This window comes from Burkholderia sp. Bp8998 (genome assembly GCF_003854235.1).
Taxonomy (GTDB): Bacteria; Pseudomonadota; Gammaproteobacteria; order Burkholderiales; family Burkholderiaceae; genus Burkholderia.
Map to the genome: position 1 here is coordinate 57,113 of NZ_QTQF01000025.1, position 14,184 is coordinate 71,296.

Consider the following 14,184-nt stretch of genomic DNA (forward strand, 5'->3'; position numbering starts at 1 on the left):
TGGACAGACCCGGCACGCGCCGGGTCGCAACACTTGCCCGGCCCGCCGACCCTAAGTCGGCCGACCGTCACGCGATACACCTAGAACGTATGTGCGAGGCCGATCCGGACGTCCGCCTGATGACCGGTCGGTGCCGGCGCAAAGCTCGCACCGATCACCGCGTCCACACCGGCGGATGCCTTCAGATAATCGGACGACAGGTAGACCGTGGTTCGTTTCGAAAGCGAATACAGCGCCGCAGCCGTCACCTGATTCCACGCGTGTCCTTCGAAGCTCGTGTGCTGATAGCCGCCGACGAGCTGGAATGCCGGCGTGACCTGCCATGTTGCGCCGCCTTCGTACACGTTCATCACCGACTTGGCGTCCTGGAACTTCAGGACCGTATTGGTGTAGTCGGCATACAGCGTGAAGTCTCCGATCGCGTACGAACCGCCGGCGCCGAGCGTGCCAAGCGAGCGGATCTGGAAATTCGGTGCGGTGTCGTTGACGCTGTCTCCGGAGCCCGTCGCGACCGGGAGGCCGAAGAACGAGTGCACGCCGATCTGCGCGTACGGATCGATCGTCGGCGTGGCGACGAATGTGTACATCGTCGCGAGCGTGAGCGGCCCGTTCGTGTATTGCACGCCGGCGCTCCAGCCGCTGCCGTCGTGGAAACTGCCGGGGGTGTTGCTGAACCCGTACATCGCGCCGAACTGGAACCCGCCCCAGGTCGGACTCATGTACTTGATCGAGTTCGTCAGCCGGTCGTTGTTCGTGCGATCGAAGTCGCCGAGGTGAATGGCGTAGCCGCTGCCGGCCGAACTGACGTTGAGCGGTGCCAGGAATTCGGCGGTGAAGTCGAACTGCTTGCCGAGCGTGATCGTGCCGTAAGACGTCTGCACGCCGACATAGGCCTGCTGCCCGAACAGCGTGTTGGGCTGATTCGTTTGCCCATTGTTCAGGTTGAACAGCGACGACAGCTTGAAGATCGCCTTGTTGCCGCCACCGAGTTCTTCGGAACCCGACATGATCCAGACGTTCGGAAACAGCACGCCGCTGTCCATCTTGAAGTTGTGATGCCCCCCCTCGTCCGTCACGTAAGTCAAACCGTTATCGATTTTCCCGGAGAGCGTGATGCTGCTCTGCGCGAACGCCGATCCGCCAAATGCCACGCCGACCAGTGCCGCGATCGTTGCCTTTTTCATCTCCACCACTGTCTACCCCTCCATATCAGTCTTTTGATACCGGATTCCCACTGACCGGATTCCGACATTTAATATGTATGACTAACTACCAGCCGGTCCATTCGGCGAACAAATCGTACGATCCCACGATGATTCCCCGCCTGAACCGGCATCGGGTGATGCCGGTTACTTCGACTTCATGTTAAGGACACTTCATTCCGGGGCCATCGTCGAAGAGTCCCGTCGCTTGTCAAATCGTCTCTTTGTTTTCGCCAGGCAAGCCGCATCTCGGTGCCGTCAGCCGGGCGTGCCCGATTGCCGGCGACCGAATGCGTCGATGAGCACCGCCGCCAGCAGCACTACGCCGACAACGAGCGGCTGCAGGTTCGCGTTGAGATTCAGCAAGTTCATGCCGTCGATGACGAGCGCCAGCGTCAGACAGCCGAGCAACGTGCCGAGCAAGGTGCCGGTGCCCCCGTACAGCGAAGCCCCGCCGATCAGGATTGCCGCGATCGCGGGCAACAGGATCGGATCACCCATCGCCGAGTCGGCCGCGTTCACGCGCGCCAGATAAACGACCGCGGCAATCCCGGCCATCAGGCCGCTGATCGTGTACACCATGATCCGCCGTCGGCGCACCGGAATCCCGGACAGGCGCGCCACTTCCGGATTGGACCCGATCGCATAAATCTCTCGACCGAAATTGAAGCGCGCAGTGACGACCGAACCGATGGTCAATACGAGCAGCATCATGTAGACGGGGATCGGCACCCCCCACCAGAAGCCGGTACCGAGCATGCGGAAGCCGGCCGGGAAGCCGAAGATCTCGTTGCCGCCCATGTAGTGAAACGCGAGTCCCTGCACGACCCAAAGCATCCCGTAGGTGGCAAGGAAGGGGGGCAACCGCAGAAGCGTGACCGCCAGACCGTTCAGAAGTCCTATCGAGGCCCCGCATGACATCGAAACCGCGACTGCCAGCCATGGCGATACGCCGGTTTTCATCGTTCCTGCTGTCAGACAGGCGCAAAGGGTGAGATTCGCCGCGACGGAGAGATCGAATCCGCCGGACAGAATCACGATCGTGAGGCCGGATGCAAGCAGAAACATCAGGCTGGCTTGCCGCAGCACGTTCAGCAGGTTACCGAACGTTGCGAAACTGTCCGACGCGAACGTGAGCGCGATCGCAATCAAGCAGACGAACACGGCACGACCGATCAACGCATTCGCGTCGCCGGAAAACCGGCCGCGACGATCGAGTCCCATGATGCGCATCGCCACGGAGGGGGACTGATTCTGTGTACTCATGCCTGCGCTCCTGCAACAAGAGATTTTCGGACACTGTCGATCACGACGACCGCGAGGACCAGCAGACCGATCGTCACGACCTGCAACGACGATTCGATGCCGACCAGGTTGAGGGCATTGCGAAGCACACCGATCGTCAACACACCGATTGCCGTCCCGGGCAACCACCCCTCTCCGCGCTCGAACGACGTACCGCCGAGCACGACCGCCGCGATCGCATCGAATTCCATGCCGATCGCCGCATTCGGCTCCCCGGCGTTCATGCGCCCGACAAGCAGGAGTGCGGCAAGCCCTGCGAACAGGCCGCTCATCGCGTAGATCGCGATGTGATAGGCACGGGTGCGAACCCCCGCCAGCGTGAGGGCGTCCCGGTTGCCGCCGATCGCAAACACGTAGGCGCCGAACCGGGTGTGGTAAAGCAGCAGATGCGTGAGCGCATACGCGGTGAGCGCACCGGCGATCGGGAACGGCACGCCAAGCACGGACGCGCCGTACAGCGTGCCGACCGCTGGATTGGCGACGACGACGGCGTTGCCGTCGGTCAGCACGAGCGCCACGCCGTGCGCGACGCCGAGCGTGCCGAGCGTCACGACGAACGGCGGCAGACCGAGCCACGCCACCAGCGTGCCGTTCAGGAAGCCGATCGCGACGCCGACGGCCGCGGCCATGGCCAGTGCGACAGCCATGCCGTTGCCCGCGCCGAGCGACAGTGCGAACACGACGCCGCAAAGGCTCAGCAACGCGCCAACCGACAGGTCGAGCCCCTCGCTCAGAATCACCAGCGTCATCGGCATCGCGATCATCACGAGCATCGAGACCTGCAGGCCGATGTCGACGAGGTTCGCGCGCGACGCGAACCCATGCACGCCGAATGCCGCCGCTGCGATCAACCCGATACTTGCCCACACAATCGACGGCAGCGGCCGCTTGCGCCGCGCTGTCCGGTTCCTGCCATTCAGTTCAGTTTCCACCGACATCATCGACCTCCGTGCATTGCCAGACCCAGAATGCTTTGCTCGCTCAACTGCCCTCGTGGCAGTTCGCCCGAAATCGTGCCGCCGCGCATCACGTACGCACGGTCACACACGTGCACGATCTCCGAGAGCTCCGAGCTGATCAGCAGGACCGCCGCTCCCTCCTCGACAAGGCGCTCGATCAGATTGAAGATCTCGGTCTTTGCACCGATATCGATCCCGCGCGTCGGTTCGTCGAAGATGTACAGGCGACAGTTGGCACTCAGCCACTTGCCGATCACGATCTTTTGCTGGTTGCCGCCGCTCAGATTGCGCGCCCGTTTCGCCGGGTCGCCGGGTGCAATCCGCAGCATGTCGATCAGCTCGCGCGTCGCGCGCCGCGCCCGTGCCGGGCGATACCAGCCGGTCGGAAACAGCTTCCACAAGCTCGACACGAGCAGGTTCTCATGCACGGAGCGGCGCAATGCGAGACCTTCCTGCTTGCGGTTTTCCGGAATCAGGCCGACGCCGCGCCTGACGACCTCATGCGGACCGCCCGACACCGTTTCGCCGAAGATTTCGATGCGACCGCCCTGGATCGGGTCCGCGCCGATCACCGCGCGCGCCACCTCGGTCCGCCCGGCGCCGACCAGGCCCGACAATCCGACGATCTCGCCGCAGCGCACCTGCAGGTCGACCCCGTTCACGCCGGTCGCGGTCGTCAGATCGCGCACATCGAGCGCAATCTCGCCGGATGCGCCGAAGTATCGGCGCTGATAGACCGTGCCGACCTTGCGTCCGACCATCAGCGCAATCAGCTCGTCGGGGGTCGCGTCGCCGGCCGCCATCGACGTGACCAGCCGGCCGTCGCGCAGCACCGTCACGCGATCGCCAAGATCGAACACCTCCTTCATTCGATGGGAGATGTAGACGATCGCGACGCCTGCGTCGCGCAGGCGATGTACGACCGCGAACAGCGCATCGGCTTCCCGGTCCGAGATCGCGGCGGTCGGCTCGTCCATCACGAGCACGCGCGCGTCGTGCGACAGCGCTTTCGCAATCTCGACCATCTGCTGCTGCGCAACGCCCAGGTCCGCCACGTGGGTCCGCGTGTCGTACGCAAGCCCGAGCTGCGCCAATGCCGCGGCGGCGTCCGCATGCATGCGCCGATGATCGACGAGGCCGAAGCGGTTGCGAGGCTCGCGGCCGAGATAGATGTTCTGTGCGATCGACAGATGCGGCACGAGCGAGAATTCCTGGAAAATCACCGCGATGCCGAGGCGCCGCGCGTCGGCCGGCGATTCGATCGCGACCGGCATGCCGTCGTATCGGATCTCGCCGCTATCGGCACGGTAGGCGCCGAACAACACCTTCATCAGCGACGATTTCCCGGCGCCGTTCTCGCCGAGCAGCATGTGGACTTCACCCGGATACAGCGTGAGGTCGACGTCGGTCAACGCAGCCACGCCTGGAAAATGCTTGCAGATCTTGCGTAATTCGAGGCGCGGAGCGCGCCCAGTCGAGGTTGCCATGTTCATCTCCGCGGTGCTATTCGGTGGCCAGCCGTGCGTCAGGCGCAAGCCGGGGTGCCGTACCGGCGTACCGCGCGCCCGGCTGCACGGGTCACTTGCTCGCCACGTCGCTCCATACCGGGCATCGACGCTGATCGCCCGGCAGTTCGAACGGTGCATAGTTCGTCTTGTCGATCACGATGCCCTTGATCAGCACCGTATCGGGCACCGGCTCCTTGCGCAGGGTGCGCACCGCGGCCATCGTCGCGATGCAACCCATCCTGAAACCGTTGAATTCGGCGGTCGCGAGCAGGCGCCCCTCCTTGATCGCCTTGACCGATTCGGGCACGCCACCGATACCGACGACCTTCACCTGCTTCTGCCCCGCCGCCTCGAGCGCTTCGATCGCCCCCATCGCCATCACGTCGGCGGCCGCCAGCACGCCATCGATCTTCGGGTTCGACTGAATCAGGTTCTCCATCACCTGCAACGCCTGCAGCCGCTGATAATTTGCCGGCTGCGACGCCAGCAGATGGATGCCCGGGAATTCCTGCAGCGCCTTCCTGAATCCGCGTTCGCGTTCGTCGCTGGTCGTCGAGCCTTTCACGCCCTCGAGGATCACGACATTGCCGTTGCCGCCGAGGCTCCTGAACAGGTATCGCGCCACATCGAGACCGAGGTTGTAGTCGTCCGCGACGACCACCGACGCAAACTTTCCGCCCGCGACGCGATCGTTGTAGTTGACGATCGGGATGCCGATTGCATTGACCTTCTGGATCGCGGGGACGACACCACGCGGGTTCACGCCCATGAACAGCACGGCGCTCGGCTTCTTCACCCCCACATCCTCCAGCTCGCTCAGTTGCTCGCCGAGATCGTTCGGCCGCGTCGGCGCATAGTGCGTGACCGATATGCCAAGCTGCTTCGCCTCGGCGTCGACACCCGCGCGGACCAGTGCAAAGTGCGGATCCACCTGGTTCTTGTAGAAGGCGGCGATCGTTTCGTTTGCCGCCAGCACATTCGCACCATGAGAGATGCCGATCGCCGCTGCACATGCGACGGCGATGCACATCGCGGCCCGCCTGCGTGTCGGTTCCCGCTCGGATTTACGGTTCGTCTCCATCCAACTGGCTCCTGTACGTCGTTCACGTTGGCCACGCCGCCTACCGGCATGGGAATTTTTGACAACGATATGCAACCGTTTGCATAAATGCGGGCAAAAAGATGCCCTGCACCGTCGCGGCGCCAGCCATCCCCGCGTCAATCGATCCGCGCGATGGCGACGCGCCAAGGGGTCCGATCGCCCGCGACCTCCGCGCTCCGACGCGCATCTGGCCACATCGGCGACTGAGTGATTTGCGTTATGCAAACGTGTGCATATCCTACCCAAGCGATTCGCACTGTCAATGAGGTTTAGCGCTGAAAAGACTAGGGTTTTACCTGCACATTGATTGCAACCCATTGCATCGATACAATCGGATTTCCCCTCTCCATCGGGTTCCATGAGCCAAACATCCGAAACGCGCGGCGGCGGTCGCGTCACGATTCGCGAAGTCGCCGCAGCCGCGTCCGTCAATGCGTCGACAGTGTCCCGCGTGCTGAATCCGGCCACACGTCACCTGATCGGCGATGAAGTCGTGCGGCGCGTGCTCGCCGCGGCCAAATCGCTCGGCTATCGCCAGAACCGGCTTGCGGCCGCGCTGCGCGGCGGACAATCGAAAGTGATCGGCGTATGCCTGCCCGACATATCCAACCCCGTGTTTCCGCCCATGGTTTGCGGGATCGAGGAGGAGCTCGCGGCCGAAGGCTACGGCGTGCTGATCGCGAGCATCATCGGCACGCCCAGGAATCAGGAACGGATGCTCGAACAGATGCTCGAGCGCCAGGTCGACGGCCTGGTCCTCGCGACGGCCGCCCGGCACGATCCGCTCGTACGGCGCTGCATCCTCGACGGTGTGCCGGTCGTGCTCGTCAATCGCGGCGAAGACGGCGGCCATGTGCCCGAAGTCGTCAACGACGACTTCCTGTCAATGCGACTCGCCGTCGAGCACCTGGTCGGACTCGGCCATACACGCATTGCGCACCTGTCCGGGCCGGCGCGGCTCGCGACCGGCCTTTCGCGGCTGCAGGGCTTCCAGATCGCCGTCCAGCAGCATGATCTGGCGGCCAACGTCGTCGTGGAAGCGGCCGAATTCACGCGCGAAGCCGGGCGCCTCGCCTGCGCGCAGCTGCTCGACATGCATCGCGACGTGACCGCCATCATTGCGGCGAACGATTTGATCGCGCTCGGCTGCTACGACGTGTTCGGCGAGCGGCAGATCGCGTGCCCGAAGGACATCTCGCTGATCGGGCACAACGACATGCCACTGCTCGACATGCTGAATCCACCCCTGACCACGCTGCGGATCCAGCATCGCGAAATGGGCCGGCAGGCCGCGCGCCTGTTGCTCGGCATGATCACGACGCCCGGCAAGGCGCCCCTGCGCATCACGTTGCCGCCCGAACTGATCGTGCGCGGCTCGACCGCCGCCCCTCGATCAGCCGGCAACCGGGCGCGCGCGAAGTGACATCTCACCCGATCGGCCGGCCGCCGAATCGGTCGTCACACCCCTGCGCACCTGCGTGAATCGGACGGAACAAATATAGGACGGCGGGCGCCCGACAACCTGACCAGGCGGGCCTGCGGCTTGCCCGATCATCCGATTTTCGCGGCCGCGCCGGACTATCTCGGGCGGCGTCACGCCGCCCGGCGCGCCGCCGCACCGCCTAGTCGTGCGGCGGGCGCGAAAACGGCATCGCGAGCAGGATCCTGGCAGGGCGATCCGACCGGTTGCGCAGCGCACGCCGCTCGCCAGGCGCGAGACGACACGAATCGAACGCCTGCAAGTCGACCTCGACGCCATCCGCGTCCACGCAAACCCGGCCTTCCAGCACGACGTAATGCTTCTCGACGCCTGCGCCTTCCATGGTCGTATGCCCGCCCGGCTCGATCGTCGATACGCCGAGCCAAAGCGATTCGGCCGGGCCCGCCTCGCGGCCTTGCAAACGCACGCATTGCATGCCGAAGTGATTGGGCGGGAAGTATTCCGGCGCGTCGCGAAAGCGCGTGACGTTCATGGCTTGAGCAGCACCCGCTGCGCCGTCCCTTCAAACACCGTTCGATACGCATGCGCCGCATCCGCCAGATCGAACACGTGGCCGGCATCGATCGGGAACGGCTTCAGCAGCCCTTGCTCGAATGACGGCAGCAACGTGTCGAGAATGTCGGCGCAGTGCGGCGTGTCGAGCGCGAGCGTGTCGATTCCGACGTAGGTGTGCTGTCCGCGATAGAACGCAAAAATGTCGAACGGTACGGCTCGCTCGATCGTCGAGATGAGGATTTGCGTGCCGCCCACGGCCATCGCGCGATTCGCGCGCTCGAAATACGGGCTGCCGACCGTGTTGTAAACGATGTTCGCACCACGACCGGCCGTCATGTCGCGCACGAGTTCGTCGAATGGCTCCGCGGACGCGTTGATCATCGTGACGTCACCCGTTGCGTGCCCGATGTATGACGGATCGTCGCGCACGACACCGATCACCTCCGCCCCCGCCATGGTCGCCAGCTGGACCGTCGCTTGCCCGACTTTGCCGTTGGCGCCGAGGACCAGCACGACGTCGCCGCGCCGCACGCCACCGGCACGGCGCAAGCCCTCGAACGCCGTGACGAACGGGACGCCGATCGATCCCGCTTCGTCCATCGTCAGGTTTTCCGGTTTCCTGCGCACGCCGTGCGCCGGCACGACAAGATGGCTGGCATGAGTCCCGTCACGCCGGATGCCGAGCTCGCCGCTGCTGCCCCAGACCGCCTGGCCGATCAATTGCGGCGGACCGTCGATCACGCGCCCCGCGTAATCCCGGCCCGGCGTGCGCGGCCACACCGCGTGCGGCATGAAGCCGAGCACGGCCTTCACATCGCTCGGATTGACGCCCGCGCTCTCGATCTGGATCAGGCAGTCGTCCGTCGCGATCCGCGGGACGGGCTGCGTGTCGATGCTCAGTGCAAGCATGCTGATATCGCTACTCTTCTGCAGGACGCGAATGCATTTCATACTCGTTTGTTTCCTGGAAAATACGGATTCGGACATATGACACGTCGATTATCGGCTCAGCGCACCTGGGTATCCCGCATTCGATGCCGTTCGTCGGGTTGCGCTCAGGACCGATTCAGGACTGAAGGCCAAGGCAATCGCGCGCGTCGCCGCTCGTCGCGATTTCGCCGCCGAGCAGCGTGATGATCTCGCGCGCCCTCGCGACGAGCGCCGCGTTGCTCTCGGCCAGCACGCCTTTTTCGATATAAATGTTGTCCTCGAGGCCGACACGAACGTGCCCGCCCGCCAGCCACGCCTGCGCGACGACAGGGAATTCGAAACGCCCGATCCCGAACGCCGACCAGATCGCCCCGGGGGGCAACAGGCCGCGCGCATAGAGCAGCGTTTCAGGCGACGCGCCGAAGCCGTACTTGACGCCGCTGACGAACGTCCAGAGTCCGGGGCCGTCGAGGACACCGCTGGCGATGAGGTCCCGCGCCAGGTGGATGTCGCCGGAGTCGAAGATCTCGAGCTCGGGCTTGACGCCGGCCCGGCGTATCGCTTCGGCCATCCGCGTGACGTTCATCGGCGTGTTGATGACGACCTCGCTCCCGGAATTCATGGTGTTCAGATCAAGGCTGCAGATATCGGGCTTGAGCGCGAGAATATGTTCGACGCGCTTTTCGGGTGGCAGCAACGTGGTACCGGGTGCGGCTATCCTGGGGTCGTCATCGCTCGGAATGAAGCGTCCGCCGGGGCCGGTCGTCAGATTGATGATCAGCTCGCGGTCAACCGAGCGAATTCGATCCATGACCTCGCGATAGAGATCGATGTCCATCGAGGGCTTGCCGGTGGCCGGATCGCGGACGTGGATGTGCACAATGGCGGCGCCGGCCTGCGCGGCTTCGAGTGAAGCGTTCGCAATCTGCTCGGGCGTGATCGGCAATCCCGGATGCTGCTCGGGTCGCGTGATGTTGCCCGTGACAGCGCACGTAATGATGGTCTTGCGAGCGTGCATCGAGTGATCTCCCCGCAATCAGTTGAGCCGCCGGCCGCCGTCGACGACGATCGTCGCACCCGTCGTGAACGTGAGCGTCGTCGCGCAGGCGACGATGGCGGCAGCGACGTCGTCCGGCGCGCCGATCCGGCGAAGCGGCGTCGTCGCGGCAGCCTTTTCGTTGAAATCGTCGCCGCGTCCGGGCACAAACTGCGTATCCACGACACCAGGCGACACGTTCACGATGCGTATCGTCGGTGCGAGCGCGCGACCGAGCGATAGCGCCATGACGTCGATCCCCGCCTTTGCGGCACAGTACGCGACATTGCTGCCGTTGCCGGTCGTGCCCGCGATGGAGGACACGTTGACCACGAGCCCGTCCCCCGATTCGTCGAGCAGCGCGCGAAATGCCCGGATCGCCGCAAACTGGCCGCGCCAGTTCACCTTCATGATTTCGTCGATCAAGTCGTCCGTCAACGCGTCGAGGTCTGCATGACGAACCGGCTTCGTGAAGCCGGCGGCATTCACCAGGATGTCCGCCCGCCCGTAACGCTCGCGCACTTCGTCGGCGAGTGCCGCAAGCGTCGCACTCTCGGTGATCGCCGCAACCGCTGCCGAATGCCCGTCGCCCGAAAGCGAGGCAGCGATGCGCCGCGTCGCCTCCAGGTCGCTTCGGCCGACAACGACCACGCGTGCGCCGGCGTCGGCAAAACACGTGGCGGTTGCGACGCCGATCCCGCCGGTTCCGCCGAGAATGACAGCGACCTTGTCGTTCAGATTACGTGACATTGTGTTCCTCTCAATCGATGGGCGGCGTCGGATACGACGGCGTGCCGTCGGCCATGACGAAGTCGAAGTCGAGCGTGTAGTACGCCTCGCCTGTGTCCGCGTGCGGTCCCGTCTGCGGGTCATGCCGCTCGAAATTGCCGATGAGCCGGCGATTCACGCCGAACACGACGTCCGAGTCGAGGTGCGCGGAATCATCGGCGAACACCTGGGACACCAACGTCGCATGCCCTTGCGCGACGATCACGAAGTGGATGTGCGCGGGCCGATACGGATGACGGCCCTGCGCCGCGAGCAGCGTGCCGACCGGCCCGTCGACGGGCACGGGGTAACCGGCGGGGCGCACGGTCCGGAAGTTGAATCGCCCGTGCGCATCGGTATGAAAGCGACCGCGCAGATTGCGGTCAGGCTGGTTCGGATCCTGGTTCTCGTAAAGACCGACCGGCGACGCTTGCCAGACATCGACCGCGGCATTCACGACCGGCCGGCCCGACACGTCGAGCACCCGACCGTGCATGAACAGAGGCGAGCCGGGCGACCCCGGGCTTGCGATCGAGTGGCCGTCTTCGTAGACCGGCGAACCGCCACGGTAAAACGGCCCGAGCAACGCGCCCGGTGTGCGATCGGTCGCATCGGAATTGTTCAGCAAGGCGACCAGCGTCGAAAAGCCGAGGACATCCGACAGAAGCACCACCTCGTTGTGCCGCTCGTTGCATGCATGCCCCGCCGCACGAACAAACGCGAGACCGCGCTCGAATTCCTCGTCCGTCAGTTTCACCTGCTTCAGAAACGCATGCCCGTGATCGACCAACGCATCGATGACCTCCTTCAGCCGGGCGTCCCGGGTTCCCGCCATCGCCGCCTTGACGATCGCGGTCACCGACGCGGGATCGTCGGTGATTGCGCTCACTGCCGCCTGCTCCATCATGACATCCTCCATGCAACCGTTTGCATACGATGATGCAATAGTACGCGCCGATTCATGGCGATGGATAGAGCGTTAACCCTATCTGGCGGGAAACATGCGTTGGAGACGAGTATTCACTGGAACGCAACCGTTTGCATAAACGCAACGGTAGAACGGTGGATTCCCGACGGTTGCGCGACGCCGGCGCGCGAAATGCGCGCCCGCAGGCGGGGATGGGCGCCGCATCTGTCCACCAGCCAGTGGCAGGCGCGGCGCCGGACCGTTACTGCCCGGACGCTGCTGCGCCGGCGGCGGCTTTCTGTTCCGCGGCTTTGTGTTCCGCCCGTTGGAGGCTTTGCGGATAGTGTTCGTCCTTGTTCATGTGATAACCATTCTTCTCCAGCGTACGCAGTTCCTGGTTGCGCTTGAGCCGAGCCTCCTTGCGCTGGGCTTTGCGTGGCGCTTTCAACTCCTGTTTCGAGATCGGAGCACTGGCCGCTGCCGGCGCAGCCTCCGAATCCTGTGCATGCGCGACCGGCGCATCCAGCATTACGACTCCCGTCAGTACGGCGAGCGCAAGCGCCCCCAAGCGGGACTTGATCATGGTGATTCTCCTGTTTCGTTGAAGTACGGATGTGATGGCTTCGCGTGCCCGCGCGGTTCCGACCAGGATCGCCGGTTTTCGCCCGGGGCCAAGCCCCTACACGTTACATGACGGCAGGATCGTTTTAATTAAGAGTTCTTAATTGTTAAGAATTATTCAGATCAACAACGAATCAACGTCAGGAATGGTGCCGATATTGCACTGAGGAAAACAAAAATGAAACTGTCATTCGAAGCCCTCGAAGCACTGGACGCAATCGACCGGACCCGCTCGTTCGCCGACGCAGCCGCCATGATGCACCGTGCGCCGTCGACGCTCAGCTATCTCGTGCAGAAGATCGAAAATGACCTGGGCGCCACCTTGTTCGACCGCAGCGGCCGCCGCGCGAAGCTGACGCGCGCGGGGCGCGTCGTCGTCGAGGAAGGCCGACGGCTGCTCGCGGCGGCCGAGCAACTCGAATTGAAAGTCCGGCATGTCCACGACGGCTGGGAGACCGAAGTCCGCATTTGTGTCGATGAAGCGCTACCGCTTGCGGGGATCTGGCCATATGTGCATGAATTCGACGCGCTGGCGATGGAAACACGTCTGCACCTGTCGACCGAAGTGCTCGGCACGACCTGGGATGCACTGATCTCACGGCGCGCGAATCTCGTCATCGGCGCAACCGGCGAACCGCCCGCGCTGACGGACATCGTCGCGCGTCCGATCGGCACGCTTCGTTATGTGTTTGCCGTCGCACCGCATCACCCTCTCGCGACGATGCAGGAACCGCTCGAGCTTGACACGGTGGCTCGATATCGTTGCGCCGTGGTGGATGGCCCTTCACGCGAATCGCTTCTGCGCGCGAGCGCGTTCCATCCGCCCCAGCCCTACCTCGCGGTACCCACCCTGGCGATCAAACTCGCAGCGCAGTGCGAAGGCCTTGCCGTCGGCATGCTGCCCGCCAACATTGCCGCGCGCGCGATCGACGACGGCAGGCTCGTCACGCGTCGCGTAACCGGGATGCGCGAAACCACCCCATGCTATCTGGCGTGGCGCGACGGCGAAGCCGGACGCGCGATGCAATGGTGGCGAGACAAGTTCAATCACCCCGATCTGCTCGAACAACTCGTTGCGCCACGGTGAAGATGCGGTTGCCGGGTCGGGCAGCTTGCCGCCATTGTCATGAGGAATTAAAACGCGACTTCGTGAAAATAATGCCCAATCGACTGCCATCCTTGATCGATCGAATATTTCGAATTAATAAATCGATTTTCTCGAATCAATTCCGGAATAACCTTAATTACGAATTCAGGCAATAGTGTTTTACCAGCACGGGAATGCGACCTCGACTACACTATTCCTACCGCCAGCCAACAATAAGGTTGGAGCTGTGTGCGCAACCCGTAACGAAGGTAAATCATCATGGAATCCATTCTTAAATCTCTTGCAATCGGCGCGTTGATCGCCATTCCCGCCATCTCGCTTGCGCAACCCGAGCAAGCAGGCACGACCCGCGCGCAGGTCCGCAAGGAACTGATTCAAATCGAAAAGGCCGGGTATAAGCCGTCCATGGCCAGAAGGACGCAGTATCCGGAAAATCTGCAGGCTGCGCAGGCACGCGTCGCGGCCCTGAACGGCCGGAATATCGACGATGGGTCGGCACGGCCCGGCGGTGCCACGTTGCCCAACGCGCAATAACAAGGCGATCGATGCGATTTCGCCGCAGAGCGGCTTCGTGTCGATCCTTTCACGCTGATGCATCCCGCCGATAATCGGTGGCAAGGCCCGCGGAGGAGCCTTGCCTTGAAAAGGTCGGGCTTCGGAGAAGCACAAACCACCCGGCCACGTTTCGACGAACAATCCAGTCCCGACGCGCAGCGCCCCCCCGTCATTCGCCCCCGCTCCC

Annotated in this window: 14 protein-coding genes; 3 read left to right on the forward strand and 11 right to left on the reverse strand. The window is 63.7% G+C overall.

Features of this window, described 5'->3' with window-relative positions; all coding sequences use genetic code 11:
* Window positions 1-80: 80 nt before the first annotated feature.
* The 5 genes from DIE06_RS23630 to DIE06_RS23650 form a co-directional block, all read right to left on the reverse strand.
* Window positions 81-1,184, reverse strand: coding sequence for a porin (locus DIE06_RS23630; RefSeq protein WP_124663492.1), 1,104 nt, complete (start codon window positions 1,182-1,184; stop codon window positions 81-83).
* Between the two features lie 276 nt (window positions 1,185-1,460).
* Window positions 1,461-2,468, reverse strand: a complete 1,008-nt coding sequence (locus tag DIE06_RS23635; RefSeq protein ID WP_260433752.1) for an ABC transporter permease — start codon at window positions 2,466-2,468, stop codon at window positions 1,461-1,463.
* Window positions 2,465-3,445 (reverse strand): ABC transporter permease, encoded by a 981-nt coding sequence (locus tag DIE06_RS23640; protein ID WP_124663432.1) that lies wholly within the window; start codon window positions 3,443-3,445, stop codon window positions 2,465-2,467. The genes DIE06_RS23635 and DIE06_RS23640 overlap by 4 nt, the downstream gene beginning before the upstream one ends.
* Complete coding sequence (locus DIE06_RS23645) at window positions 3,445-4,953, reverse strand: sugar ABC transporter ATP-binding protein (protein WP_221624065.1); 1,509 nt, start codon at window positions 4,951-4,953, stop codon at window positions 3,445-3,447. The genes DIE06_RS23640 and DIE06_RS23645 overlap by 1 nt, the downstream gene beginning before the upstream one ends.
* 91 nt (window positions 4,954-5,044) lie before the next feature.
* Entirely contained in the window at window positions 5,045-6,055 is a 1,011-nt protein-coding gene (locus DIE06_RS23650) for a sugar ABC transporter substrate-binding protein (RefSeq protein ID WP_124663434.1), read from the reverse strand.
* A gap of 379 nt (window positions 6,056-6,434) precedes the next feature.
* On the opposite strand from DIE06_RS23650, the gene DIE06_RS23655 reads away from it, so the two are divergent.
* On the forward strand, window positions 6,435-7,499 hold the full coding sequence (locus DIE06_RS23655; RefSeq protein ID WP_124663435.1) for a LacI family DNA-binding transcriptional regulator: 1,065 nt from the start codon (window positions 6,435-6,437) through the stop codon (window positions 7,497-7,499).
* Between the two features lie 199 nt (window positions 7,500-7,698).
* Here the strand turns inward: DIE06_RS23655 and DIE06_RS23660 are convergent, their stop codons facing one another.
* From DIE06_RS23660 to DIE06_RS23685, 6 genes are all read right to left on the reverse strand, one after another.
* Window positions 7,699-8,049: a cupin domain-containing protein gene (locus DIE06_RS23660; RefSeq protein ID WP_124663436.1), complete on the reverse strand. Its 351-nt coding sequence runs from the start codon at window positions 8,047-8,049 to the stop codon at window positions 7,699-7,701.
* Window positions 8,046-9,023: a zinc-binding alcohol dehydrogenase family protein gene (locus DIE06_RS23665; RefSeq protein ID WP_124663437.1), complete on the reverse strand. Its 978-nt coding sequence runs from the start codon at window positions 9,021-9,023 to the stop codon at window positions 8,046-8,048. Before DIE06_RS23665 ends, DIE06_RS23660 begins: the two co-directional genes overlap by 4 nt.
* A 115-nt stretch (window positions 9,024-9,138) precedes the next feature.
* Window positions 9,139-10,020: a 3-keto-5-aminohexanoate cleavage protein gene (locus DIE06_RS23670; protein WP_124663438.1), complete on the reverse strand. Its 882-nt coding sequence runs from the start codon at window positions 10,018-10,020 to the stop codon at window positions 9,139-9,141.
* An 18-nt stretch (window positions 10,021-10,038) separates the two neighbouring features.
* Window positions 10,039-10,788 carry an SDR family NAD(P)-dependent oxidoreductase gene (locus DIE06_RS23675; RefSeq protein WP_124663439.1) on the reverse strand — a complete coding sequence of 250 codons (750 nt, stop codon included), beginning with the start codon at window positions 10,786-10,788 and terminating at the stop codon, window positions 10,039-10,041.
* A 10-nt stretch (window positions 10,789-10,798) separates the two neighbouring features.
* Window positions 10,799-11,713, reverse strand: a complete 915-nt coding sequence (locus DIE06_RS23680; RefSeq protein WP_185733458.1) for a dioxygenase — start codon at window positions 11,711-11,713, stop codon at window positions 10,799-10,801.
* Between the two features lie 262 nt (window positions 11,714-11,975).
* Window positions 11,976-12,296 (reverse strand): hypothetical protein, encoded by a 321-nt coding sequence (locus DIE06_RS23685; protein WP_124663441.1) that lies wholly within the window; start codon window positions 12,294-12,296, stop codon window positions 11,976-11,978.
* 216 nt (window positions 12,297-12,512) lie between these two features.
* On the opposite strand from DIE06_RS23685, the gene DIE06_RS23690 reads away from it, so the two are divergent.
* Both DIE06_RS23690 and DIE06_RS23695 read left to right on the forward strand, forming a co-directional pair.
* Entirely contained in the window at window positions 12,513-13,421 is a 909-nt protein-coding gene (locus DIE06_RS23690) for a LysR family transcriptional regulator (RefSeq protein ID WP_124663442.1), read from the forward strand.
* Window positions 13,422-13,700: 279 nt separating this feature from the next.
* A complete protein-coding gene (locus tag DIE06_RS23695) occupies window positions 13,701-13,976 on the forward strand; it encodes a DUF4148 domain-containing protein (protein WP_124663443.1) in 276 nt (91 codons plus the stop codon).
* Window positions 13,977-14,184: the final 208 nt, after the last annotated feature.